General features: G+C 73.8%; 22 protein-coding genes. 16 read left to right on the top strand and 6 right to left on the bottom strand.

Features of this window, described 5'->3' with window-relative positions:
* Positions 1 to 49: 49 nt before the first annotated feature.
* The gene (locus MOV08_RS29665) at positions 50 to 1,444 is read left to right on the top strand and encodes a hypothetical protein (protein ID WP_275309537.1); all 1,395 of its coding nucleotides are present in this window, start codon (positions 50 to 52) and stop codon (positions 1,442 to 1,444) included.
* Here MOV08_RS29665 and MOV08_RS29670 read toward each other — a convergent pair.
* On the bottom strand, positions 1,401 to 2,705 hold the full coding sequence (locus tag MOV08_RS29670) for a glycosyltransferase 87 family protein (protein ID WP_275309538.1): 1,305 nt from the start codon (positions 2,703 to 2,705) through the stop codon (positions 1,401 to 1,403). The genes MOV08_RS29665 and MOV08_RS29670 overlap by 44 nt on opposite strands.
* A 204-nt stretch (positions 2,706 to 2,909) precedes the next feature.
* On the opposite strand from MOV08_RS29670, the gene MOV08_RS29675 reads away from it, so the two are divergent.
* Positions 2,910 to 4,052, top strand: coding sequence for a glycosyltransferase family 4 protein (locus MOV08_RS29675; RefSeq protein ID WP_275309539.1), 1,143 nt, complete (start codon positions 2,910 to 2,912; stop codon positions 4,050 to 4,052).
* 102 nt (positions 4,053 to 4,154) lie between these two features.
* Here MOV08_RS29675 and MOV08_RS29680 read toward each other — a convergent pair whose 3' ends face one another.
* Positions 4,155 to 5,951: an AMP-dependent synthetase/ligase gene (locus MOV08_RS29680; RefSeq protein ID WP_275309540.1), complete on the bottom strand. Its 1,797-nt coding sequence runs from the start codon at positions 5,949 to 5,951 to the stop codon at positions 4,155 to 4,157.
* Between the two features lie 273 nt (positions 5,952 to 6,224).
* Here MOV08_RS29680 and MOV08_RS29685 point away from each other — a divergent pair, with 273 nt between their 5' ends.
* The 6 genes from MOV08_RS29685 (at position 6,225) to MOV08_RS29710 (ending at position 11,463) form a co-directional block, all read left to right on the top strand.
* Entirely contained in the window at positions 6,225 to 7,001 is a 777-nt protein-coding gene (locus MOV08_RS29685; RefSeq protein WP_039637297.1) for a metallophosphoesterase family protein, read from the top strand.
* Between the two features lie 257 nt (positions 7,002 to 7,258).
* Positions 7,259 to 7,747, top strand: a complete 489-nt coding sequence (locus MOV08_RS29690; RefSeq protein ID WP_275309541.1) for an SRPBCC family protein — start codon at positions 7,259 to 7,261, stop codon at positions 7,745 to 7,747.
* 2 nt (positions 7,748 to 7,749) lie between these two features.
* The gene (locus MOV08_RS29695) at positions 7,750 to 8,955 is read left to right on the top strand and encodes an ArsA family ATPase (RefSeq protein WP_039637300.1); all 1,206 of its coding nucleotides are present in this window, start codon (positions 7,750 to 7,752) and stop codon (positions 8,953 to 8,955) included.
* Positions 8,956 to 9,095: 140 nt separating this feature from the next.
* Positions 9,096 to 9,569, top strand: a complete 474-nt coding sequence (locus MOV08_RS29700; RefSeq protein WP_039637302.1) for a DUF5304 domain-containing protein — start codon at positions 9,096 to 9,098, stop codon at positions 9,567 to 9,569.
* 122 nt (positions 9,570 to 9,691) lie between these two features.
* On the top strand, positions 9,692 to 10,633 hold the full coding sequence (locus MOV08_RS29705; protein WP_275309542.1) for an ROK family glucokinase: 942 nt from the start codon (positions 9,692 to 9,694) through the stop codon (positions 10,631 to 10,633).
* Positions 10,634 to 10,638: 5 nt separating this feature from the next.
* Positions 10,639 to 11,463 carry an endonuclease/exonuclease/phosphatase family protein gene (locus MOV08_RS29710; RefSeq protein ID WP_239010166.1) on the top strand — a complete coding sequence of 275 codons (825 nt, stop codon included), beginning with the start codon at positions 10,639 to 10,641 and terminating at the stop codon, positions 11,461 to 11,463.
* A 75-nt stretch (positions 11,464 to 11,538) separates the two neighbouring features.
* Here the strand turns inward: MOV08_RS29710 and MOV08_RS29715 are convergent, their stop codons facing one another.
* Positions 11,539 to 12,087 carry a hypothetical protein gene (locus MOV08_RS29715; protein WP_275309543.1) on the bottom strand — a complete coding sequence of 183 codons (549 nt, stop codon included), beginning with the start codon at positions 12,085 to 12,087 and terminating at the stop codon, positions 11,539 to 11,541.
* Complete coding sequence (locus MOV08_RS29720; RefSeq protein ID WP_039637308.1) at positions 12,074 to 12,871, bottom strand: alpha/beta hydrolase; 798 nt, start codon at positions 12,869 to 12,871, stop codon at positions 12,074 to 12,076. Before MOV08_RS29720 ends, MOV08_RS29715 begins: the two co-directional genes overlap by 14 nt.
* A 367-nt stretch (positions 12,872 to 13,238) precedes the next feature.
* Between MOV08_RS29720 and MOV08_RS29725 the strand changes: the two genes are divergently transcribed.
* From MOV08_RS29725 to MOV08_RS29745, 5 genes are all read left to right on the top strand, one after another.
* On the top strand, positions 13,239 to 13,940 hold the full coding sequence (locus MOV08_RS29725; RefSeq protein WP_039637309.1) for a lysophospholipid acyltransferase family protein: 702 nt from the start codon (positions 13,239 to 13,241) through the stop codon (positions 13,938 to 13,940).
* A gap of 145 nt (positions 13,941 to 14,085) precedes the next feature.
* The gene (gene macS / locus MOV08_RS29730) at positions 14,086 to 15,297 is read left to right on the top strand and encodes a MacS family sensor histidine kinase (protein WP_039641832.1); all 1,212 of its coding nucleotides are present in this window, start codon (positions 14,086 to 14,088) and stop codon (positions 15,295 to 15,297) included.
* Positions 15,298 to 15,320: 23 nt separating this feature from the next.
* Complete coding sequence (locus MOV08_RS29735) at positions 15,321 to 15,965, top strand: response regulator (protein WP_272596527.1); 645 nt, start codon at positions 15,321 to 15,323, stop codon at positions 15,963 to 15,965.
* A 191-nt stretch (positions 15,966 to 16,156) separates the two neighbouring features.
* On the top strand, positions 16,157 to 17,185 hold the full coding sequence (locus MOV08_RS29740) for a 6-phosphofructokinase (protein ID WP_275309544.1): 1,029 nt from the start codon (positions 16,157 to 16,159) through the stop codon (positions 17,183 to 17,185).
* Between the two features lie 160 nt (positions 17,186 to 17,345).
* Positions 17,346 to 18,362 (top strand): 2-hydroxyacid dehydrogenase, encoded by a 1,017-nt coding sequence (locus tag MOV08_RS29745; RefSeq protein ID WP_039637315.1) that lies wholly within the window; start codon positions 17,346 to 17,348, stop codon positions 18,360 to 18,362.
* Here MOV08_RS29745 and MOV08_RS29750 read toward each other — a convergent pair.
* Positions 18,328 to 20,403 (bottom strand): anthranilate synthase family protein, encoded by a 2,076-nt coding sequence (locus MOV08_RS29750; protein WP_275309545.1) that lies wholly within the window; start codon positions 20,401 to 20,403, stop codon positions 18,328 to 18,330. The two genes, MOV08_RS29745 and MOV08_RS29750, sit on opposite strands and share 35 nt — an antisense overlap.
* 258 nt (positions 20,404 to 20,661) lie before the next feature.
* Between MOV08_RS29750 and MOV08_RS29755 the strand changes: the two genes are divergently transcribed.
* Positions 20,662 to 22,011 carry a class II 3-deoxy-7-phosphoheptulonate synthase gene (locus MOV08_RS29755; RefSeq protein WP_039637319.1) on the top strand — a complete coding sequence of 450 codons (1,350 nt, stop codon included), beginning with the start codon at positions 20,662 to 20,664 and terminating at the stop codon, positions 22,009 to 22,011.
* Positions 22,012 to 22,166: 155 nt separating this feature from the next.
* Entirely contained in the window at positions 22,167 to 22,484 is a 318-nt protein-coding gene (locus MOV08_RS29760) for a (2Fe-2S)-binding protein (protein WP_039637321.1), read from the top strand.
* 40 nt (positions 22,485 to 22,524) lie between these two features.
* Here MOV08_RS29760 and bfr read toward each other — a convergent pair whose 3' ends face one another.
* On the bottom strand, positions 22,525 to 23,001 hold the full coding sequence (bfr, locus tag MOV08_RS29765) for a bacterioferritin (RefSeq protein ID WP_275309546.1): 477 nt from the start codon (positions 22,999 to 23,001) through the stop codon (positions 22,525 to 22,527).
* A 155-nt stretch (positions 23,002 to 23,156) separates the two neighbouring features.
* Here bfr and MOV08_RS29770 point away from each other — a divergent pair, with 155 nt between their 5' ends.
* Positions 23,157 to 23,777, top strand: coding sequence for a sulfite oxidase-like oxidoreductase (locus MOV08_RS29770; protein ID WP_067352541.1), 621 nt, complete (start codon positions 23,157 to 23,159; stop codon positions 23,775 to 23,777).
* Positions 23,778 to 23,779: the final 2 nt, after the last annotated feature.

Here is a 23,779-nt window from a genome sequence, read left to right on the forward strand (position 1 = left end):
GGGCCCCTCCCGGTTTTGCCCCGACGGGGCCGCCCTTACGATCGGCCGCATGGCGGAGCTGAGGGCGCGACGCAGGCGGCCGTGGCGGGCCGCACGGGCGGTCGGCTGCGCGGCGCCGCTGCTGGCGCTGCTCGCCCAGCTCACCGGCTGCGCCCCCGCGGAGGCGCCCACCGCCCAGTACCCCGGTGCCCAGCGGATGCTCGACGCGCGGGCCGACGCCGTCCGTCGGCACGACGCCACCGCCTTCCTGGCCTCCGTCGATCCCCGGGCCACCGCCTTCCGCGGCAGCCAGCGCGCGGTCTTCGACCACCTCGCCGCCGTCCCGCTCGCCGACTGGCGCTACGACCTGATGTCCACCGGCGCCTTTCCGCTCCCGATGGGCGGCGGCCGGCGGCTGGCCGCGCAGGTGCGGCTGCGCTACCGCCTCAAGGGCTTCGACACCGCGCCGGTCACCAGCGTCCAGTACCTCACCCTCACCGAGCGCGACGGCCGGTGGTTGGTCAGCTCCGACTCCGACGGCGCGTCCGACGGCAAGGGCGGCACCCGGCAGCTGTGGGACCAGGGCCCGGTCCGCGTGGTCCGCGGCCGGTACAGCCTGGTCCTGGGCGGGGCCGCGGACCCGGCGCGGCTGCGCGACCTGGCGAACCGGGTGGACGCGGCGGTGCCCGCGGTCTCCGCGGCCTGGAAGGGGGAGTGGGCGCGGAAGGTGGTGGTGGAGGCGCCGGACTCGGTCCAGAAGATGGCGCAGCTGATGGGCGGTGACGATCCGTCCGGGTACGCCGGGATCGCGGCGGTCACCACCGGGGAGGCGGGCGCGTCGTCGGTGGCCCCCGCGGACCGGGTGATCGTCAACCCGGACGCGTACGAGGAACTCAACGAGCTGGGCCGCACGGTCGTCCTCACCCACGAGACCACCCATGTCGCGACCCGCGCGCTCACCACGCCCGCCACCCCGCTGTGGCTCTCCGAGGGGTTCGCGGACTGGGTCGCCTACCGGAAGGTGCACCGCAGGCCGACCATCACCGCGCCGGAGCTCTCCCGCGCGGTCGTGGCCGGGCGGCTGCCGGCGAGCCTGCCCGCCGACGCGGACTTCGGCTTCCGGGCCGGCGCGGAGCGGCTGGCCAAGGCGTACGAGGGCGGCTGGTTGGCCTGCCGGCTGATCGCCGAGAAGTGGGGCGAGGACCGGCTGATCGCCTTCTACCGGGACACCGGGCGGCGCGGGCTCCGCACCGCGGCGGCCCGCCCGGCGAAGCCCCCTTTGGAGGCCCGGACCGCCGCCCCGACGAAACCGGCCGCCTCGGCCACCCCCGCGGTGGGCGGCGTCGGCGCCCGTGGCACTGGCCGCAGCGGCCTGGTCGAGCAGGCGATGCGCGAGCAACTCGGCGTCGGGATGGCGGAGTTCACCGCGATGTGGCGCGCGTATGTGCGCCGCGAGCTGAGCTGAGCGAGGGGCGGGCGACGGGACCTGGCACCGCGGCCCGCCCGGGGCCGGTGTGGGCGCGCAGCCGGCGGCACGCGGCCAGGCACGCCGCCACCAGCAGACCGTTGCGCAGCACCAGCAGCGCGATGCCCCGGGCGTCGCTCGCCACCACGTCCGCGAAGGAGACCGGGAACTCCAGCTGGGTCACCCCGGCGGCCAGCAGCACCAGCACCGCCGGCGGGCCCTGCCGGCTCGCCCGTACGGTCAGACAGACCGCGGCCAGTCCGACCAGCCACAGCAGGTACTGCGGGCTGATCACCCGGCTCGTGGTGGTGAAGAGCAGGACGGCGGTGAAGGCGGCGTCGCACAGCGTCGCGGGGGCGGGCTCCGCGCGCTCCCCGTACTCCGCGCGCTCCCCGAACGGCCCGGCGCGCAGCCGCCAGTGGACCAGCCAGGCCAGTGCGGCCCCGGTGAGCGCCAGCGAGAGGGCGCTGACCAGCGGGACGCCGGGGCCGAGGAACTCCAGCGAGCCGTAGTGGAGTTGCACCTCGCCGGGCCAGCCGGCGTGCCGGGCGAGGTGCAGGACCAGCGCGCCCAGCGACTCGACCTCGGTGCCGCGGTCGCGCTGGAAGGTGAGGAAGGAGAGCGCGCCCGGCGCCGCGACGACCGCGGCCAGCATCAGCCCGGCGGCCCAGCCCGCCGCGCTCCCCCACAGGGCGCGGGCCCGGCGACCGCGCAGCGGCGCCCCGGTCAGCAGCAGCACCGGCCAGACCTTGAGCAGGGCGCCGAGGGCGATCAGCGCGCCCGCGGCGCGCGGCCGGCGGGCCGCCGCGAGCAGCGCCGCCGCGGCCACCGCCGCGACCATCAGGTCGTAGCGGGCGTAGGCGGTCGGGCCGAGCAGGGCGACGCCGGCGATCCACGCCCAGGCGCCGGTCCGGCGGTGCCCCGGTGCGCGTCCGACGCGCAGGAAGAGCGCCAGCGCCGCCGCGTCCACGGCCAGCACCAGCACGGTGAACGCGGTGGTGTACGGCAGGAAGGGCAGCAGGCCGGGGGCGAGCACCGGCAGTGCGGCGGCCGGCGGGTACTGCCAGGTGACGTCGTCCAGCGGGAAGGTGCCGGACCGCAGGACCTCGGACCAGCCGTGGTAGATCTCCGAGACGTCGGTGGTGACGTCCGGCCCGGGCAGCACCAGCACCCGGAAGACGCACAGCAGGAGCAGTGCCCGGGTCGCCGCCCAGGCCGTCCAGGCCGCCGCCGTCCCGCTGCCGGTGCCGGTGCCGGTCATCGTTCCCCCGTCGGTCGTCCTGTCTGCATGATGCCGGGCCGGGCGGGGCACGGTCGGGCAGGCCGGGCGCGGGCGTGGCGGGGCGCGCCACCCGGGTCCGGCCGCCCACCCGGTACTGTCGGCCCCGGACCGTCCGGGGCGCCGCGCGCCCCGCCGCCCCAAGACGCCCCTCGCCGAGAGACCGCCGACCGCCGAGAGACCACCGTGCACAAGACCCTCATCGTCACCAACGACTTCCCGCCCAGGCCCGGCGGAATCCAGGCATTCCTGCACAGCATGGCGCTGCGGCTGGATCCCGACCGGGTCGTCGTCTACGCCTCCACCTGGAAGCGGAGCGAGGAGGGCCGGGCCGCCACCGCGGCCTTCGACGCCGAGCAGCCCTTCCGGGTGGTCCGGGACGCCACGACGATGCTGCTGCCCACGCCCCGGGTGACCCGGCGGGCGGTCTCCCTGCTGCGCGAACACGGCTGCTCCTCGGTGTGGTTCGGGGCCGCCGCGCCGCTGGGGCTGATGGCGCCGGCGCTCCGCGCGGCCGGCGCCCGCCGGATCGTGGCGACCACCCACGGCCACGAGGCCGGCTGGGCCCAGCTGCCCGCCGCCCGGCAGCTGTTGCGCCGGATCGGCGAGGGCACCGACACCCTCACCCACCTCGGCGAGTACACCCGCTCGCGGATCGCCGCCGCGCTCACCCCGGCCGCCGCCGCCCGCATGGTCCAGCTGCCGCCCGGCGTCGACGAGAAGACCTTCCACCCGGACTCGGGCGGCGCCGAGGTCCGGGCCCGGCTCGGGCTCGCCGACCGGCCGGTGGTGGTCTGCGTCTCCCGGCTCGTCCCGCGCAAGGGGCAGGACACCCTGATCGAGGCGATGCCCGCGATCCGCGCCGCGGTGCCGGACGCGGTGCTGCTGATCGTCGGCGGCGGCCCTTACGAGGAGCAGCTGCACGCGCTGGCCCTGGAGAAGGGCGTGGCCGACGCGGTCCGCTTCACCGGGGCCGTCCCGTGGGCGGAGCTGCCCGCCCACTACGGCGCGGGCGACGTCTTCGCGATGCCCTGCCGCACCCGCCGCGGCGGGCTGGACGTCGAGGGCCTGGGCATCGTCTACCTGGAGGCGTCCGCCACCGGGCTCCCGGTCGTCGCGGGCGACTCCGGCGGGGCGCCCGACGCGGTGCTGGACGGCGAGACCGGCTGGGTGGTCCCCGGCGGCTCCCCGGAGGCCGTCGCCGAGCGCCTCGTCACCCTCCTCCGGGACCCCGGGCTGCGCCGCACCATGGGTGCCCGGGGCCGCGTCTGGGTGGAGGAGAAGTGGCGCTGGGACCTGCTGGCCGAGCGGCTCCGGGAGCTGCTCTAGGTCTAGGGCCCGCACACGCGCGTCCGCCGCCGTGGTGCGTGACCACGACGGCGGATTCGACGGTGCGGGGCCGGGCAACCCCGTGCGGGAGGTACCCGCGGGCTACCCGCGGTAGAGCGCCTCGATCTCCTCCGCGAAGTCCTTCGCGACGACGTTCCGCTTCAGCTTCAGCGACGGCGTCACGTGCCCCGACTCCTCGGTGAACTGGGTCGGCAGGATGCGGAACTTGCGGACCGACTCGGCCTTGGAGACCGCCGCGTTGCCGTCGTCGACCGCGCGCTGCACGGCGGCCAGCAGCTCGGGGTCCTCGGCGAGCCGGGCGGGCGTCACGTCGGCCGGGTGGCCGTGCTCCTCGGCCCAGCGGGGCAGGAACTCCTCGTCGAGGGTGATCAGCGCGCCGATGAACGGGCGGCCGTCGCCGACCACCATGCACTCGGCGATCAGCGCGTGGGCGCGGATCCGGTCCTCGATGACGGCCGGCGCGACGTTCTTGCCGCCGGCGGTGACGAGTATCTCCTTCTTGCGGCCGGTGATGGCGAGGTAGCCGTCCTCGTCGAGGGTGCCGAGGTCGCCGGTGTGGAACCAGCCGTCGGACAGCGCCTCGGCGGTGGCCGTCGGGTTGTTCCAGTACTCGCTGAAGAGGTGCTCGCCGTGCAGCAGCACCTCGCCGTCGTCGGCGATCCGGACCACCGAGCCGGGCAGCGGCTGCCCGACCGTGCCGATCTTCTGCCGGTCCCAGGGGTTGAACGCGGTGGCCGCGCAGGACTCCGTCAGGCCGTAGCCCTCCAGAACGGTGAAGCCGATGCCGCGGTAGAAGTGGCCCAGCCGCTCGCCGAGCGGGGCGCCGCCGGAGATGGCGTGGCCGGCCCGGCCGCCGAGCACCGCCCGCAGCTTGCCGTAGACCAGGCGGTCGAAGACCTTGTACTTGAGCTTCAGCCCGAAGGACGGGCCGCCGGGGGTGTCCAGCGCCCGGCTGTAGGCGATCGCGGTCTCCGCCGCCTTGTCGAAGATCTTGCCCTTGCCGTCGGCCTGCGCCTTGGCCCGCGCGGAGTTGTAGACCTTCTCGAAGACCCGGGGGACGCCCAGGATCATCGTCGGCCGGAAGGAGGCCAGGTCGTCGGTGAGGTTCTTGATGTCCGGCGCGTGGCCCAGCTTGATGGGCGCCATGACCGAGGCGACCTCCACCAGCCGGCCGAAGACGTGCGCGACGGGCAGGAAGAGCAGGACCGAGGAGTCGCCGGTGCGGAACAGCGGGCGCAGCCGCTCGACGACGTTGCCGCACTCGGCGAAGAAGCTGCGGTGGCTGAGCACGCACCCCTTGGGACGGCCGGTGGTGCCGGAGGTGTAGACGATGGTGGCGGGGGAGTCCGCGTCGGCCAGCCCGCTGCGCTCGTCGACCTCCTCGTCGGTGATGCCCTCACCGGCCGCCCGCAGCCGGGCGACGGCGTCCCGCTCGATCTGCCAGATGTGCGCCAGGTCCGGCAGTCGGTCGCGGACCGCCTCGACCGTCGCCTCGTGGTCGGGGGTCTCCACCACGATGGCCACCGCGCCGGAGTCGCCGAGGATCCACTGGATCTGCTCGGCGGAGCTGGTCTCGTAGACGGGGACGGTGATGGCGCCGGCGCTCCAGATCGCGAAGTCCAGCAGCGTCCACTCGTAACGGGTGCGCGACATCAGCCCGACCCGGTCGCCCGGCCGGACCCCGGCGGCCATCAGCCCCTTGGCGGCGGCCCGGACCTCGGCGAGGAAGGTGGCGGCGGTGACGTCCTGCCAGGTGCCGTCCACCTTGCGTCCCAGGACCGCGACATCCGGGTACTGTGTGGCGTTGCGGCGGATCAGGTCCGTCAGATTGCCGTCCGCGGGGACCTCGTACAGGGCCGGAAGGCTGAACTCGCGCAAGACTGCTGCTCCTCGAAAGCGCCGGCACCACGACGCTGTGTGCGCACCGGCTGCGGTCCATGATCATGCGGGGGGATTGGACGGCCCGGACGTTACCCATCGGTATTGCTTTTGGGATAGGGGGTTACGGCCAGATGTTCGATGCGTCACATGCTGGGGACACGTCATGGGGGCTGCACGCGCAGACTAGTCCAGCCCTGAGGTGACCCGAAAGTAACCAGGGGGCCGCCCTCCGCCTCCCCTCCGCCGCCCGGCGCGATCTAGGGTGACGCCATGCGCGTGCATGTGGTCAGTGACATCCATGGGAACAGCCGGGACCTGGCGGCGGCCGGGGACGGGGCCGACGCCCTGGTCTGCCTCGGCGACCTGGTCCTCTTCCTCGATTACGCGGACCACTCGCGCGGGATCTTCCCCGACCTCTTCGGCGTCGCCAACGCCGACGCCCTGGTCGAACTGCGCACCGCCCGCCGCTTCGACGAGGCCCGGGAGCTCGGCCGCCGGCTCTGGGCCGAGCTGGACCGCAGCGGCGCCGGCCGGGAGGCGGTCATCGAGGCCGCGGTCCGCCGCCAGTACGCCGACCTCTTCGCCGCGTTCCCCACCCCCACCTACGCCACCTACGGCAACGTCGACATACCGCGTCTGTGGTCCGAGTACGCAGGGCCCGGCACCACCGTCCTCGACGGGGAGCGGGTGGAGATCGGCGGCCGGGTCTTCGGCTTCGTCGGCGGCGGCCTGACCTCGCCGATGAGGACGCCGTACGAGATCAGCGACGAGGAGTACGTCGCCAAGGTCGAGGCGATCGGCGACGTGGACGTGCTGTGCAGCCACATCCCGCCGGACGTCCCCGAGCTCTGCTACGACACCGTCGCCCGCCGCTTCGAACGCGGCAGCGCGGCCCTGTTGCACGCCATCCGCACCACCCGGCCGCGCTACGCCCTGTTCGGTCACGTCCACCAGCCGCTCGTCCACCGGGTCCGGATCGGCGGTACGGAATGCGTCAATGTCGGGCACTTCAACGCGACCGGCCGGCCCTACGTGCTGGAGTGGTGAGGCCGACGGCGGCGGCGCGGCCGGCCCGCGGCGACCGGCCCGCTGGTGTCGGTCCGGGTTCCGCCGCGCGGTAGCCTTCAGCAGCAGAGACACCGCGTAACGGGGTCTCCCCGGCTCACTGGGGGTCCCTCGGCTCACCGGCCCCCTGCCCGCGCGCAGTCGAAGCCGGGGGGAGCGGCCGGGAGCTCGGGGGCGGAGCCGGGAGCTCGGGGAAAAGTCGACGGACCGGCACCAATCGGCATGGAGGAGTCAGGGCGATGGCCGAACACACCAGCTCGAACATCACGATCGAGGCGGCACCGGCCGAGGTGATGGGAGTGATCGCCGACTTCGACCGCTACCCGGAGTGGACCGGGGAGGTCAAGGAGGCCGAGATCCTGGCCACCGACGACCGGGGCCGCGCGGAGAAGGTGCGCCTGGTACTGGACGCCGGCGCCATCAAGGACGACCACACCCTCGCCTACGCCTGGACCGGCGAGAACGAGGTCAGCTGGTCGCTCGTCAAGTCGCAGATGCTGCGGGTCCTCGACGGCTCCTACCGGCTCACCGCCCTGGAGGGCGGCACCCGCACCGAGGTCACCTACCAGCTCACCGTCGACGTCAAGATCCCGATGCTCGGGATGATCAAGCGCAAGGCCGAGAAGGTCATCATCGACCGGGCGCTGGCCGGACTGAAGAAGCGGGTCGAGAGCGGCTCCGCGGCGTCCGATGCCGCGACCGCCGCCGACGAGGCCGAGAAGCACTGAGCGTGCGGACCGTCCTCGTCACCGGCCCCGGCGGCGCGGGCCGCACCACGCTCGCCGCCGCGACCGCCGTGGCCGGTGCCCGACAGGGCGCGCGGACCCTTCTGCTCACCACCCAGAGCAGCGCCCCGGAGGCGGTCCTCGGCACCCGCCCCGGCGTCGCCGAACCCGCGCCGATAGCCTCGGCCCCCGGCCTGTACGCCCGCCGGATCGACCCCGCCGACCGGTTCCGCCAGGAGTTCCTCGCCTTCCAGGAGCGCGCCGGCGCCGCCCTCGACCTGCTCGGTGCGGCCCCGCTCGACGAGGACGAACTCACCGAGCTCCCCGGCTCCGAGCCCTTCGCGCTGCTGCACGCACTGCGCGCCGAGCACGCCTCGGACGCCTGGGACCTGCTGGTCGTCGACATGCCGCCGGCGGCCGAAACGATCCGGCTGCTGGCGCTGCCCGCGCAGGTCCGCCGCTACCTCCGCCGTCTGCTGCCGCCCGAACGCCAGGCGGCCCGCGCGCTGCGCCCGGTCCTCGCCCAGCTCGCCGGCGTCCCCATGCCGGCCCAGAAGCTGTACGAGGCCGCCGAGCGCTGGGAGAGCGAACTCGCCGCCGTCCAGCGGGTGGTGGACGCCCCCGGCACCTCCGTGCGGCTGGTCACCGACGCCGGCCCGGTCGCCAACGCCACCCTGCGCACCCTCCGTGCCGGCCTCGCGCTGCACGGCCGCCGCACCGACGGCGTCCTGGTCAACCGGCTGCTGCCCACCGGCTCCGCCGACCCCTTCCTCGCCGGCCTCTCCGGCAGCCAGCAGACCGCCCTGAAGGCGCTGCGCGAGGAGTTCCCCGACGTCCCCGTCCACGAGGTGCCCCACCTGGGCCGCGACCCCCAGGGCGTGGCGGAGCTCGACGAGTTGATCGACGGGCCGACCGGCGCCGTGCACCCTCCGCCGCCGGCCGCCGACCCCTGGACCGTCGAGGACCGGCTGGCGACCGAGGGCATCCTCGTCTGGCGGGTGCCGCTGCCGGGCGCCGAGCGGGACGGCCTCGGCCTGGTGCGCCGCGGCGACGAGATCGTGGTGACCGTCGGCCGCTTCCGCCGGATCCGGACGCTGCCCTCGGCGCTGCGCCGCTGCACCGTCTCCGGCGCGGCGCTGCGCGACGGCGCCCTGGAGATCCGCTTCACCCCGGACCCGGGACTGTGGCCGCGGACCGCGCCGAGCGACTGAATCCGGCACCCCCGTTCGGGTAACGTCGTAACACGCCCTCGCCGTGCTGCCGCGCGCACGACGGCGCCCTACGTGCCTTACGACAGTGCCCCACGGCACCGTCCCGTCCGTACCGCCTGCAGGAGTCCACGGAGTCCGTCATGAGTGATGCCACCGAGCGCCCCGCCGACCACCGCGCCGAGCCGGAAGCCGACGCCTGGGAGACGGCCTGCGCCGAGGACCTCGCCGCGGAACAGGCCCGCCGCCGGGACGAGTACGGCCCCCAGCCGGGCAGCGCCGCCGAGGAGTTCCGCCGGCTCGCCGAGGCGGTGACCGACAAGCTCGCCGCCATCCAGCTGCCCGGCGCGCTCGGCGGAATGGCCGCCAGCAGCGCGGTGGGCGGGCTGCTGCGGCAGGCCAAGGCCGCCGTCGAGCCGGTCATCGAGCGCAACCCCGACGTCTTCGACCACCTCGCCGCGGCCGGCTCCGAACTCCTCGCCGCCTACCGCTCGGCGGTGACCGGCAGCGAAGGCCGCTGGACCCGCGGCGAGAGCGCCGACGACCGCCCCGAGGGCCAGGCCGCCGATCCGCGCGACGACGGCCCCGCCGGCACCGAGCGCATCGACCTCGACTGACGCCGCCCACCGCCCCGACGGGTGGGAGATCCCCCGCCTCAGCGGCCCTGACCGGCGGGGAAGCTCCCCCTGCCTCCGGTACGGTGGTTCACGGCGGGGTTCGAGCGAAAACTGAGGGACACATGGGACTCACCATCGGCGTCGACATCGGCGGCACGAAGATCGCGGCCGGCGTGGTCGACGAAGAGGGTTCTCTCCTTGAGACGTGCAAGGTTCCGACCCCGCAGGCCACCGACGCGCTGACCGAGGCCATCGCGGACGCCATCCGCACGGTCGGTGCCGGCCACCACGTCGAGGCCGTCGGCATCGGCGCCGCCGGCTACGTCGACGAGAAGCGGGCCACCGTCCTGTTCGCCCCGAACATCGACTGGCGCCACGAGCCGCTCAAGGACAAGGTCGAGCAGCGCGTCGGCCTCCCCGTCGTCGTCGAGAACGACGCCAACGCCGCGGCCTGGGGCGAGTACCGCTTCGGCGCCGGCCAGGGCCACAGCGACGTCATCTGCATCACCCTCGGCACCGGCCTGGGCGGCGGCATCATCATCGGCAACAAGCTGCGCCGCGGCCGGTTCGGCGTCGCCGCCGAGTTCGGCCACATCCGGGTCGTCCCCGACGGCCTGCTGTGCGGCTGCGGCAGCCAGGGCTGCTGGGAGCAGTACGCCTCCGGCCGGGCCCTGCTGCGCTACGCCCGGCAGCGCGCCTTCGCCACGCCGGAGGCCGCCACGGCGCTGCTCGCGCTCGGCGACGGCACCCCCGAGGGCATCGAGGGCAAGCACATCAGCGCCGCCGCCCGCCAGGGCGACCCGGTCGCCATCGACTCGTTCCGCGAACTGGCCCGTTGGGCCGGCGCCGGCCTCGCCGACCTGGCCTCGCTCTTCGACCCGTCCGCCTTCATCGTCGGCGGCGGGGTCTCGGACGAGGGCGAGCTGGTCCTCGAACCGATCCGCAAGTCCTTCCGCCGCTGGCTGGTCGGCAACCAGTACCGGCCGCACGCCCAGGTGCTCGCCGCCCAACTCGGCGGCAAGGCCGGACTGGTCGGCGCCGCCGACCTGGCGCGCCAGGGCTGACGCGGATGGCGGCCGAGCACCCCGGACGGACCGCGTCCGGCGGGACGGACCCCGCCCCCGGCACCGGCGCGACGGCCCCCGTCGCCGGACTCCCGGCCTCCGCCACCGAGGCGGACGGTTCCGCGGTCGTCCGGGTGCTCAGCTACAACATCCGCTCGATGCGCGACGATCAGGCGGCGCTGGCCCGGGTCATCCGGGCCTGCGCCCCCGATCTCGTGCTGGTCCAGGAGGCGCCGCGCTTCTTCCGCTGGCGCAAGGCCGCCGAGCGCCTCGCCCGGGCCAGCGGCCTGGTGTACGTCACCGGCGGCGCCGGCACCGCGGGGCCGATGATCCTCGCCCACCTCCGCGCCCACGTGGAGCGCACCGAGGACGTCCTGCTGCCCCGCACCCCCGGCCTGCACCAGCGCGGCCTGGCCACCGCCGTGCTCCGCTTCGCCGGGGCCCGGCTCGGGGCCGTCAGCTGCCACCTCAGTCTCGATGCGCGGGAGCGGTACGGCCAGGCCGGGCTGCTGCTGGAGCGGGTCGCCGGGCTGGGCGTCCCGCACACGGTGGTCGGCGGCGACCTCAACGACCGGCCGGACGGGCGGAGCTTCCGGCGGATCGCGGGGCTGCTCAGGGACGGTTGGGCGGCCGAGCCGTGGGGCGGGGAGCACACCTCCACGCCGCACCGGCCGCGGCAGCGGATCGACGCGGTGTTCACCACCGACGGCGTCGAGGTACTGGGGTGCGGCGTGCCGCGCGGTCTGCCGGGCCTGCGCACGGCCGACCTGCTGGCCGCCTCGGACCACCTGCCGGTGCTGGCCGCGCTACGGGTGCCGGCCGGCGGCTGACCCCGGCCGGTCCCCGGCTCCAGGACCGGCCGGCGGACTTCCCGCCGGACCCGGCCCTGACCCGTCGGACAGGCTTTAGACCACTGCCCCGCCGCCCGGCATGTCATCGTCGTCGTCCCGGTCGTTGGCCATCCGGGCGAAGAGGGTGGCCAGGCCGCCCAGGAAGCCGCCGATGCCCAGCACCGCGGCCCACCAGGTGAGCGGCTGTTGGAAGACGACCATGCCGAGCAGCAGCAGCGGGCCGCCGAGGACCGCGATCCAGGCGAACTTGGTGGTGGTGTCGGCCTGCGGCAGCGGCGGCGGCTCGGGCGGGGTGAAGTGGCCCTCGTCGGTCTCGTCGAAGTCGTCGTCGGAGGGCTTCTCGGGGGTCCAGTCGCGCGGGCCCACGCCGGGGGCGTAGACCACGAAGCTGCCGGGACGCGACGGGGAGTCCCCGCCGGGCGTGCCGTCGGCGGGGCGCGGGGCGGGGGAGTCCGGGGCGTCCTCGTCCGCCGGCGCGGTGCGCTCCGGCCGCTCCCCGGTGCCCGGGAACTCCGGCCGCTCGCCGTAACCCGCGACGATCTCGGCCCACGCGGCCTCCTCGTCGAGTGGGTCCCGGGGGTCGCGGGGGCTACGCTCCGCCACTGGCCGCCGTGCCCTCCTGGACCTCGTCCGGCCGGGCCTCGGGGGCGAGTCGGGTGATGAAGGAGTAGGTGTCCTGGAAGATCCGCTCCGCGTCGTGGTCGAGCGTGGCGACGTGGTAGCTGTGCTCCAACACCTCGTGCCGGACGTCGCCGGAGGAGACCCGGCTGAGGATGCGCTCGGAGTCGACGGGCGGGACGACGTGGTCCTGGCGGCTGGTCAGCACCAGCAACGGCTGGGTGACGCGCGGGAGTTCGGAGTCGACCAGCGCGAAGAACCGCCGCAGCGAGTGCGCGGCGTGCAGCGGCACCCGGTCGTAACCGACCTCCACCGCACCGGGCTTGGCGATGTCGCTCGCGATCCCCTTGGTCGTGCGGACGACGTGGCGCAGGACGGGCAGCAGCGGCGCCGCCGCGTCGTGGACCCTGTTGCCCGGGTTGACCACGGCCACGCCGCTGATCGCGTCGCCGTGCCGGGCGGCCAGTCGCAGCGCCAGCGCGCCGCCCATGGACAGTCCGCAGACGAAGACCTTGGTGCAGCGCTCGGTCAGCGCGCGCAGCTCCCGGTCGACCTCGGCGTACCAGTCCTGCCAGGTGGTGAGCTGCATGTCCTCCCACCGTGTGCCGTGGCCGGGCAGCAGCGGCGCGCTGACGCTCAGCCCCCGGTCGGCGAGGTACTCGGCCCAGGGGCGGATGGACTGCGGGGAGCCGGTGAAGCCGTGGCAGACGAGGACGCCGACCTCTCCGCCGTCGCGGCGGAACGGCTCGGCTCCGGGGAGGAGCGGCACCGGGGAACTCCGATCGGTGAGGGGACTCGCGGGTTACTTAAGGGTACGCGGAGTGACCGCGGCGGGGTAGGGCCGTGGCCCTACCAGGGGGCGTGGCGAGCGCCGCTCCAGTGATGGGGGCCTCCCCTGCTCGCACGAGTTGAGAGCTTGGGGGACTGGGCCTGCACCGGGGGCAGGTCGGGGGACCCGCGCGGGGGCGCGGACGCCCGCGGACGAGACCCGCGCGCGGTCTCGTGGACGGGTCCCGTGCGCGGCCCGCGGCGGGCCCGCGCGCGCTCTCACGGACCGCCGCGGCCCCCGGGCGTGCCGCGCGGGGGTTAAGGTCATTGCGTCAGACACAGGAGGCAGTCGGTTGATCTACGGCGCAATGAAGTTTTCCATCGGCGGTCCGCTCAGGCTCGCGTTCCGTCCCTGGGTGGAAGGCATCGAGAACGTTCCCGCCGAGGGTCCGGCGATCCTCGCGAGCAACCACCTGTCCTTCTCGGACTCGTTCTTCCTGCCCGCGGTGCTGGACCGCAAGGTCACCTTCATCGCCAAGGCCGAGTACTTCACCTCCCCGGGGGTCAAGGGGAAGTTGACCGCCGCGTTCTTCAAGGGCGTCGGGCAGCTCCCGGTGGACCGCTCGGGCGCGCGCGGCGCGGGCGAGGCGGCGATCAAGAGCGGGATCGAGGTGCTGGAGCGCGGCGAGCTGTTCGGCATCTACCCGGAGGGCACCCGCTCCCCGGACGGGCGGCTCTACCGCGGCAAGCCGGGCGGCCTGGCGCGGGTGGCGCTGGCCACCGGGGCGCCGGTCATCCCGGTGGCGATGATCGACACCGAGAAGGTGCAGCCGCCCGGCAAGGTCCTGCCGAAGATGGTCCGGCCCGGCATCCGGATCGGCAAGCCGCTGGACTTCAGCCGCTACCAGGGCATGGAGGGCGACCGCTACATCCTGCGCTCGATCACCGACGAGGTGATGTACGAGATCATGAAGCTCTCGGGCCAGGAGTACGTCGACATCTACGCGACCGCTGCCAAGCGGCAGATCGCCGAGGCGGCCAAGGCCGCGGAGGCGCAGAAGAAGGCTTAAGGCGAAGGCCGGGGCGGTGCGGCCCCGGTGAGGGGTGGGGGTAGCCCGCATGAAGGATGCCGACATAGAGGACGTCCGGGCCAAGGGCGGCGAGGTGAAGGGCGGCCGGGGCGCGGCACCCGGCGGGGGCCGGAAGGCGCTGCGGATGTCCGTCGAGCTGCCGCTGTGGCGGGCGCTCACCGGCTACCGCATCCTGACCCTGGTCTATGTGCTGGGCCTGTCCGCGGTCGCCTATCCGCGCTACGCGCACCCGCTGGGCGCCGCCGCCTACATGGCCGCGCTCACCCTCTGGACGGCGCTGACCTGGCGCCGTACGACGTCCCCGGAGCGCTGCACCCGGCAGTTCCTGCTCGCCGACCTCGGCTTCGCGGTCGGCGGCATCCTGCTGACGTACGTGATCGACACCCACGCGCGCATCATGGGCGGCGCCCCGACGCTGCCGTCCATCTGGACGGCGGGGGCCGTCCTGGGCTTCGCCATCAAGGGCGGCTGGCGGTGGGCCGCGGTGGCCTCCAGCATCGTGGCGGCGGTCAACCTCGTCGAGCGCCAGGAGCTGGCCCGGGACACCGTCCACAACGTGGTGCTGGTGTGGGTGGCCAGCGTCGCCATCGGCTATGTCGTCGAGGTGGCCCGGGCCAGTGAGCGCACCCTGGCCCACGCCCTCCAGATCGAGGCCGCCACCCGCGAGCGGGAGCGGCTGGCCCGCGACATCCACGACGGCGTGCTCCAGGTGCTCGCCATGGTGCAGCGGCGCGGCGCCGCGCTCGGCGGCGAGGCGGCCGAGTTGGGCCGGATGGCGGGCGAGCAGGAGGTGGCGCTGCGCACCCTGGTCGCCGGCGGGCTGGTGCCCCGGCAGCGGACGGTGCTGGACGTCCCCCAGGACGCCGCGGCCGCGGCCCGCCCAGCGGACCCCGGCCCGCTGCCGGCCGGCCCCTGCGACCTGATGGTGCTGCTCGCCCCGGACGCCGGGGCCGGGGTGACGCTCTCCGGCCCGGGCTCCCCGGTCGAGCTGCCGGCCGCCGCCGCGGTGGAGCTGGCCGCCGCTGTCAGTGCCGCGCTGGACAATGTACGGGTGCACGTGGGGGCCGACGCCCGCGCGTGGATCCTGGTGGAGGACGAACCGGACGCGGTGCTCGTCACGGTGCGCGACGAGGGGCCCGGCATTCCCGAGGGCCGGCTCGCCGCGGCCGAGCGCGAGGGCCGCCTCGGGGTGGCGCTGTCGATCCGCGGCCGGCTGCGGGAGCTGGGCGGCAGCGCCGAGTGGCTCTCGGTCCCCGGCCAGGGCACGGAAGTGGAGTTGAAGGTTCCCAAGGGCATCGCGCCCGAGGGCGGACGACGGGGGAGAGCGCGCGCGTGAGTGACGAGACGGGCCTGCGGGTCATGGTGGTCGACGACCACCCGATGTGGCGGGACGCGGTCGCCCGCGACCTGGCGGAGGCCGGGTTCGACGTGGTGGCGACGGCCGGGGACGGCCTCCAGGCGGTGCGCCGGGCCCAGGCGACGGCGCCCGACGTGCTGGTCCTGGACCTCAACCTGCCGGGGCTGCCCGGTGTCCGGGTGTGCAAGGAACTGGTCGGCGGCAATCCGTCGCTGCGGGTGCTGGTGCTCTCCGCCAGCGGCGAGCACGCCGACGTCCTGGAGGCGGTGAAGTCCGGCGCCACCGGCTATCTGCTGAAGTCGGCCAGCACCGAGGAACTGTTGGACGCGGTCCGCCGCACCGCCGTCGGCGACCCGGTGTTCACCCCGGGCCTGGCCGGCCTGGTCCTCGGCGAGTACCGCCGGCTGGCGACGGAGCCGTCCCCCGCGGCCGCCGACGAACCGGACGCCCCCCGGCTGACGGAGCGGGAGACCGAGGTGCTGCGCCTGGTCGCCAAGGGGCTCTCGTACAAGCAGATCGCCGAGCGGCTGGTCATCTCGCACCGCACGGTGCAGAACCACGTCCAGAACACCCTCGGCAAGCTCCAGTTGCACAACCGCGTCGAGCTGGTGCGGTACGCGATAGAGCGCGGCCTCGACGGCGTCTGAGGCGCCCGCCGTCCCCCTGCACGGGCCGCGCGCCGGCGCTCGTAAGGGTGAACACCTTGTGTCAACTCCCGTGCAATTGGCGGGGATCGACGCACACACCATCCCGGAGTGACCCAGGTCACCATTAGCGTGACCGGCGTTACGCTCACGGACGGCCGTACGGCGGCCACGGACGGGATGAAGGTGAAGCGATGCGGGTCGGAGTACTGACCGGCGGCGGCGACTGCCCGGGTCTGAACGCGGTGATCAGGGGCATCGTCCGCAAGGGCACCCAGGAGTACGGATACGACTTCGTCGGGTTCCGGGACGGCTGGCGCGGACCGTTGGAGGGCCGCAGCATGCGGCTGGACATCCCGGCGGTGCGCGGCATCCTGCCCCGCGGCGGCACCATCCTCGGCTCGTCGCGGACCAACCCCTTCAAGGAGGAGGACGGGGTCCGCCGGATCAAGGAGACGCTCGCCAAGCACGAGGTCGAGGCGCTGATCGCGATCGGCGGCGAGGACACCCTCGGCGTCGCCTCCCGGCTCTTCACGGAGCACGGCGTCCCCTGCGTCGGCGTGCCCAAGACCATCGACAACGACCTGTCGGCCACGGACTACACCTTCGGCTTCGACACCGCGGTCGGGGTCGCCACCGAGGCCATCGACCGGCTGCACACCACCGCCGAATCCCACATGCGGGTGCTGGTCGTCGAGGTGATGGGCCGGCACGCCGGCTGGATCGCGCTGCACTCCGGCCTGGCCGGCGGCGCCAACGTCATCCTCATCCCGGAGCAGCGCTTCGACGTCGACGAGGTCTGCCGCTGGATCGAGTCCCGCTTCAAGGCCAGCTACGCGCCGATCGTGGTGGTCGCCGAGGGCGCCATGCCCAAGGACGGCGAGATGGTGCTCAAGGACGGCAGCACCGACTCCTTCGGGCACGTCCGGCTGTCCGGCGTCGGCGAGTGGCTGGCCAAGGAGATCGAGGGGCGCACCGGCAAGGAGGCCCGGACCACCGTCCTCGGCCACACCCAGCGCGGCGGCACCCCGAGCGCCTTCGACCGCTGGCTGGCCACCCGCTTCGGGCTGCACGCCATCGACGCGGTGCGGGAGGCCGACTACGGCACGATGGTCGCGCTGCGCGGCACCGACATCGTGCGGGTACCGCTGTCGGAGGCGACCGCCAAGCTGAAGACCGTCGATCCGGCGCTCTACGCCGAGGTCGGCGTCTTCTTCGGCTGACCTCCGCCGTTCTCCGGCCGCCGTCCGCCGGCCGAGCGCCGCCGTCCGCGCCCCGGGCGGCACCGCCGGGCGATGGGCCGTATATTCGCCATGACGCGACATATCCGGCCCATTGCCTCCGCGTGGCGCCGCCGCCGGCGGGGGAGAACCGGAGGAGAACGTGGAGATCGTCGCATTCGGCGTGCAGGCGGACGAGCGGCCGCTCCTGGAGCAGGCGTTCGCGGGCCGCCACCAGGTGCGTTGCCTGGACGTCTTCCTCGACCGCGACACCGCCCCCATCGCGCACGGCTACGAGGTCGTCTCCACCAGCGTCAACGACGACCTGAGCGCCGAGGTGCTGCAGACCCTCGCGGCCGGCGGCACCAAGATGGTCGCCCAGCGCTCCACCGGCTTCAACAACATCGACCTGGAGGCCGCGGCCGATCTGGCCCTGACCATCGGCCGGGTCTCCGCGTACTCCCCGTACGCGGTCGCGGAGTTCGCGTGGCTGCTGGCGCTGGCGGTGAACCGGCGGCTGGTGCCCGCCGCCAACCGCACCCGCAACTTCGACTTCCGGCTGGACGGCCTGATGGGCCGCGATCTGCACGGCCGGACGGCCGGGGTGCTCGGCACCGGCAAGATCGGCACCGCCTTCGCCCGGATCGCCCACGGCTTCGGGATGCAGCTGCTGGGGTGGGACCTCGTCGAGAACCCGGAGTGCGCGGCGCTGGGCATGCGCTACGTCCCCCGGGAGCGGCTGTTCGCCGAGGCGGACCTGATCAGCCTGCACGTCCCGCTGACCGAGGACACCCGACACCTGGTCGACGCCGCCGCGCTGGCCGCCATGAAGGACGACGCGATCCTGGTCAACTCCAGCCGCGGCGGGCTGATCGACACCGCGGCCCTGGTCGAGACGCTCAAGGCCCGCCGGCTCACCGGCGTCGGCCTGGACGTCTACGAGGAGGAGGCCGGGTTGTTCTTCTACGACAAGTCCCTGGACGTGGTCGGCGACGACACCCTGGCCCGGCTGATGACCTTCGCGAACGTGCTGGTCACCTCGCACCAGGCGTACTTCACCGAGGAAGCGGTCGGCCAGATCATCCGGACCACCGTGGCCAACGTGGAGGACCACCTGGCCGGCCGCACCAGCGCACACCTGCTGGTCACACGAGGACAGCTGCCAGCAGCTGTGCGGTGACCGCCGCGCCGTCCAGGGTCAGCACCGACTCGGGGTGGAACTGCACCCCCGCGAAGCCCGGGCCGCGCAGCGCGTGCACCTCGCCGCTGGCCTCGTCCCGGCTCAACTCGATGCGGTGCATGGCCAGTTCGGCCGCCGTCCGGTCGTCGCAGCGGGCCGTGAAGGTGTTGTAGAAGCCCACCGTCTCGGGCCGGCCGAAGAAGTCGATCCGCTCCTGCGCGCCCTGGAACGGGACCTCCTTGCGGACGATCTCCAACCCCAGCTCCGCGGCGAGCAGTTCGTGGCCGAGGCAGACCCCGAGAAGACCGTGACCCGAAGGGTCTCGATGAGGGGCGGTGGTCGGGCGACGGGTGGGCCCGTGGCGGTGACCCGCCACCAGGTCGGAGGTCAGGGACCGCAGGAACCGCATCTTGGGGTCGGCGATGTCGGACGGGTTGCCCGGCCCCGGGCCCAGCACCACCGGACCCTGGTGCGCCAGGGCCGCCGCGCGCAGCCCCGGCTCGTCGTAGCGGCGGACCGTCACCGTCAGCCCCGAGGTGCGCAGCAGGTGCGCCAGCATCGCGGTGAAGGTGTCCTCGGCGTCGACCACCAGGGCGTGGCCGCGCAGCCCGGTCGACGGCGCGCCGTCCCCGGCGGTGGTCTGCATCCGCAGCCAGAACGGCGCCAGGTCGGCCCGGCGGGCGTCCAGCGCGGCCCGCACCCGCGGGTCGTCGGCCAGCCGCGGCGCCGGCCCGGCCGCGGCCCGTACGGGCGCCGGCCGGACCCCCAGCGCGGTGAGCACGCCGGCCGCCTTGGCGTGTGTCTCGGCGACCTCGCCGGCCGGGTCGGAGGCGCGGACCAGGGTGGCGCCGACCGGCACCCGCAGCCGCCCCCGCGCGTCCCCGCCGTCGATGTCCGCGGTGCGGATCAGGATCGGGGAGTCCAGCGTCTGCGCCCCGGTCGCGTCCCGGCCGATCAGCGCCAGCGCGCCGGCGTAGTAGCCCCGCCCACGGCCGTCCGGGCCGACCGGCTCGTGCCGCTCGATCACCCGGCAGGCGTTCTGCACCGGCGACCCGGTGACCGTCGCCGCGAACATCGTCTTCTTGAGGACCTCCCGCACGTCCAGGGTGGAGCGGCCGCGCAGCTCGTACTCGGTGTGCGCGAGGTGCGCCATCTCCTTGAGCCGCGGCCCGACGACCACCCCGCCCTGGTCGCCGACGGTGCACATCATCTTCAGTTCCTCGTCGACCACCATCGACAGCTCCTCGACCTCCTTGCGGTCGCCGAGGAACGCCAGCAGGCTCTCCGCGGTGGGGCCCTCGGTCGGGTAGCGGTAGGTCCCGCTGATCGGGTTCATCACGACGGTGCCGCCCACCCGTCGCCCTCCACCACCCACAACCGAGAGCGCTTCGCGCTCGCGGCTCTCACCTGTCATCCGGACGTGCACCTCCGGGCTGGCGCCGACCAGCGTGCGCACGCCGGGCCGGTGCACCACGAAGGTCCAGTACGCCCCGCGCTCGCCGGCCAGCAGCCGTCGGAACAGCGCCAGCGCGTCGGCCGCCGAGAAGTCGGTGATCGTGCCTTCGAAGGTCCGGCGGATGACGAAGTTGGCGCCCTCGCCGGTGCCGATCTCCTCCCGCACCACCCGGTCGACGATCTCCGCGTAGGCCGCGTCGGTGACGTCGAAGGCCCCGCCGTCCACCCGGACGTCGTGCGCCGGGAGCGCCGTCAGCAGCGCGTCCAGTGGCAGCTTGTGGCACTCGGCCGGGCGCAGCACGGCCAGCGGGGTGCCGTCGTCGTGCGCCCGGAAGCCGCGCTCGCGGATCTGCCGGAACGGGACCAGGGCCAGCGCGTCGGTGACCGGCGCGTCCGGCACGCCCTCGCCGAGCGGGATGTCGGCCAGCCGCTCGACCTCGGTCACCTCGCCGATCAGCACCTCGACGGTGCCCCCGTCCCGGCCGGGGGCGCGGCGGCGGAGCAGGGCGAACGGCGGGCAGGCGGGGTCGAGCAGCCGCTGGACCAGCGCGGCGGCGTCGGGTGGGGTCTGGGGCGCGAGGTGCATGGGCGGTTCCTTCCGGGAGAGCTTCCGGTGCGGAGGGAACGGCCGTGGGAACACCGAAGGCCGCCCCTCGGGCGGCCTTCGCGGTCTGTGGGATGCGTACGCGAATCAGTGGGCCGCCGGCTGGGCGGTCCACCACCAGTCCATGTTCACGGTCGGTCGCGTCTGCATGGCCGGCACCCTACCGGATCGTCGACCACGCGGCGTCTCACAGTCCGGATGGCGGACGGACACGGCTCCCGGACCCCGTAATGTGGGGGTGTGACCGTGAACGCTGAATCCCACGCCGGTGGCAACACCTGGCGAGACCTGCCCGCGGCGCAGCAGCCTGACTGGCCGGACCAAGAGGCTCTGCGCGATGTGATCGCGGAGCTTGAGTCCTATCCGCCGCTCGTCTTCGCGGGCGAGTGCGACCAGCTGCGCGAGCGCCTGGGCGCGGTCGCCCGAGGTGAGGCGTTCCTGCTTCAGGGCGGCGACTGCGCGGAGGCGTTCGACGCCGTCTCCGCCGAGCACATCCGCAACAAGCTCAAGACGCTCCTCCAGATGGGCGCCGTGCTGACCTACGCCGGGTCCGTCCCGGTGGTCAAGGTCGGTCGGATCGCCGGCCAGTACAGCAAGCCGCGCTCCAAGCCGACCGAGACCCGTGACGGGGTGACCCTGCCGACCTACCGCGGCGACTCCGTCAACGGCTTCGAGTTCACCGAGGCGGCCCGCATCCCGGACCCGCAGCGGCTCAAGCGGATGTACCACGCCTCCGCGGCGACGCTGAACCTCGTCCGCGCCTTCACCACCGGTGGCTACGCCGACCTGCGCCAGGTGCACGCCTGGAACCAGGACTTCGTGAAGTCCTCGCCCTCCGGCCAGCGGTACGAGGCGCTGGCGCGCGAGATCGACCGGGCGCTGAACTTCATGAACGCCTGCGGGGTGGACCCGGAGGAGTTCCGGACCGTGGAGTTCTACTCCTCGCACGAGGCGCTGATCCTGGACTACGAGTCGGCGCTGACCCGTGTGGACTCCCGCACCGGGAACCTCTACGACGTCTCGGGCCACATGGTCTGGATCGGCGAGCGCACCCGTCAACTGGACGGCGCGCACATCGAGTTCGCCTCCCGGGTCCGCAACCCGATCGGCGTCAAGCTCGGCCCCACGTCCACCGTGGAGGACGCGCTCACCCTGATCGACCGGCTCGACCCGGACCGCGAGCCGGGCCGCCTGACCTTCATCACCAGGATGGGCGCGGACAAGATCCGCGAGAAGCTGCCCGACCTGGTGGAGAAGGTCACCGCCTCCGGCGCGCAGGTCGTGTGGATCTGCGACCCGATGCACGGCAACACCTTCGAGGCGGCCTCGGGTCACAAGACCCGTCGCTTCGACGACGTGCTGGACGAGGTCAAGGGCTTCTTCGAGGTCCACAAGGCCCTCGGCACGCACCCGGGCGGCATCCACGTCGAGCTGACCGGTGACGACGTCACCGAGTGCGTGGGCGGCGGCGACGAGATCTTCGTCGACGACCTGCACCAGCGCTACGAGACGGCCTGCGACCCGCGGCTCAACCGCAGCCAGTCGCTGGACCTGGCCTTCCTGGTGGCGGAGATGTACCGCGACCAGTGACGGTTGCCGAACAACGTGTGGGGCGCGGATCCTGTGATCCGCGCCCCACTGCGTTGCCGCGCATTGTTGCGCGCCCGCCGTCACGGGTAAGGTAAGGGTTACCTCACTGTCGATCACCGGGATCGTCCGAGGCGCCCTTACGGAGGTGAACCCGCGTGTACGTCTGCTCCTGCTTCGGCATCACCGAGCAGCAGGTCCGCGAGCACGCGGACCGGGGCGCCTGTACGCCCCGTCAGGTCGCCTCCGCGTGCAAGGCCGGTACCGACTGCGGCAGCTGCGTCCGGCGCATCCAGGCGCTGCTGGGCCGCGGTGCGTGCCCCCGTCGCGAGCTGATCGACAGCGGCGCCCCCGACGCGCTGCGGTCGGAGTCCGAGCCGTGGAGTCCGGCGCCCGAGGTGCCGGCCGCGCCTTCCGGGCCGCTGGCCGCGGAGGTGGCCGCACCGGCGCCCGCGGGCCTCCGGGCGGCCGCGTAGCCCCCTGGGGCGCCCCGTCGATGTGCATCGCGCCGGGCCGTCAGCTGGGCTGCTCGATCACCTGGGCGAGGTAGAGCGCCTCCCCGAGCTTCTCGACCAGCTCCAGCTGGGTGTCGAGGTAGTCGATGTGGTGCTCCTCGTCCGCCAGGATGTCCTCGAAGATGTTGGCCGAGGTGACGTCCCCCTTGGCGCGCATGATCTCGGTGCCGCGCTTGAGCCGGTCGATCGCCTCCACCTCGACCTGCCGGTCGGCCTGGAACATCTCGGTGACGGTCTGGCCGACCCGGACGTGGAACAGCCGCTGGTAGTTCGGCAGCGCATCGAGGAAGAGGATGCGGTCGGTCAGCGTCTCCGCGTGTTTCATCTCGTCGAAGGACTCGGAGCGGGTGTACTTGGCGAGCTTGTACCAGCCGAAGTTCTCCTGCATCTTCGCGTGCAGGAAGTACTGGTTGATCGCGGTCAGCTCCGCGGTCAGCTGCTCGTTGAGGAATTCGATGACCTCGGGGTCGCCCTGCATGGCTGCGGGCCCCTTTCACGCGAGTTCTGGGCAGGTGCCGCGCATCCTCGCACCGCCCCGAGCGAGCCGTCCAGTAAGTTCACACTTAGTACGAGTTGCCCGATTCCATCCCGCCCTGGTCATCGGCACCCCGTACGGTCTGACACCATGGGGGCATGGGCCAGCCGGAAAGTCGCGACGAGGAGCCTGTGCTGCCTCCGGGACAGCGGCTCCAGAGGGGCTGGCCGGTGACGCACTACGGACCGGTCCCGAAGTTCCGGCCCGAGCGCTGGGAGTTCCGGGTCTTCGGCGCCACCGCCGACGGTGCCAAGCACTGCTGGACCCACGAGGAGTTCACGGCCCTTCCGTACACCACCGTCGTCGCCGACATGCACTGCGTCACCAAGTTCAGCATGCTGGGCGCCGAATGGGGCGGGGTGCTGACCCGCACGATCCTGGAACTGGCGCCCCCCGCGCCCGAGGCCACCCATGTGATGGTGTGGGCCGAGTACGGCTTCAGCTCCAACCTCCGGCTCACCGACTTCGGCGCGCAGGACTGCCTGTTCGCCACCCACCGCTCCGGCGAACTGCTCACCGCCGAACACGGCTTCCCGGTCCGGCTGATCGTGCCGCACCTCTACGCCTGGAAGGGCCCCAAGTGGGTCCGCGGCATCGAGTACATGACGGCCGACCGCCGCGGCTTCTGGGAGGAGCGCGGCTACCACAACCTCGGCGACCCCTGGCGCGAGCAGCGCTACTCCTACCAGGAGGAGCCGGGCGAGGGCCCGGAGCTCTGAGG

Origin of the sequence: Streptomyces yunnanensis, assembly GCF_029011865.1 — a bacterium.
Taxonomy (GTDB): Bacteria; Actinomycetota; Actinomycetes; order Streptomycetales; family Streptomycetaceae; genus Streptomyces; species Streptomyces yunnanensis.

Excerpts from the sequence above, each read along its gene's own strand:
- MOV08_RS29740 (WP_275309544.1), top strand. The coding sequence starts at position 16,157 with ATGCGGGTCGGAGTACTGACCGGCGGCGGCGACTGCCCGGGTCTGAAC.
- MOV08_RS29705 (WP_275309542.1), top strand. The coding sequence starts at position 9,692 with ATGGGACTCACCATCGGCGTCGACATCGGCGGCACGAAGATCGCGGCC.
- MOV08_RS29725 (WP_039637309.1), top strand. The coding sequence starts at position 13,239 with ATGAAGTTTTCCATCGGCGGTCCGCTCAGGCTCGCGTTCCGTCCCTGG.
- MOV08_RS29770 (WP_067352541.1), top strand. The coding sequence starts at position 23,157 with ATGGGCCAGCCGGAAAGTCGCGACGAGGAGCCTGTGCTGCCTCCGGGA.
- MOV08_RS29700 (WP_039637302.1), top strand. The coding sequence starts at position 9,096 with ATGAGTGATGCCACCGAGCGCCCCGCCGACCACCGCGCCGAGCCGGAA.
- MOV08_RS29750 (WP_275309545.1), bottom strand. The coding sequence starts at position 20,403 with ATGCACCTCGCGCCCCAGACCCCACCCGACGCCGCCGCGCTGGTCCAG.
- MOV08_RS29685 (WP_039637297.1), top strand. The coding sequence starts at position 6,225 with ATGCGCGTGCATGTGGTCAGTGACATCCATGGGAACAGCCGGGACCTG.
- MOV08_RS29670 (WP_275309538.1), bottom strand. The coding sequence starts at position 2,705 with ATGACCGGCACCGGCACCGGCAGCGGGACGGCGGCGGCCTGGACGGCC.
- bfr (WP_275309546.1), bottom strand. The coding sequence starts at position 23,001 with ATGCAGGGCGACCCCGAGGTCATCGAATTCCTCAACGAGCAGCTGACC.
- MOV08_RS29710 (WP_239010166.1), top strand. The coding sequence starts at position 10,639 with ATGGCGGCCGAGCACCCCGGACGGACCGCGTCCGGCGGGACGGACCCC.
- MOV08_RS29690 (WP_275309541.1), top strand. The coding sequence starts at position 7,259 with ATGGCCGAACACACCAGCTCGAACATCACGATCGAGGCGGCACCGGCC.
- MOV08_RS29735 (WP_272596527.1), top strand. The coding sequence starts at position 15,321 with ATGGTGGTCGACGACCACCCGATGTGGCGGGACGCGGTCGCCCGCGAC.
- macS (WP_039641832.1), top strand. The coding sequence starts at position 14,086 with ATGTCCGTCGAGCTGCCGCTGTGGCGGGCGCTCACCGGCTACCGCATC.
- MOV08_RS29665 (WP_275309537.1), top strand. The coding sequence starts at position 50 with ATGGCGGAGCTGAGGGCGCGACGCAGGCGGCCGTGGCGGGCCGCACGG.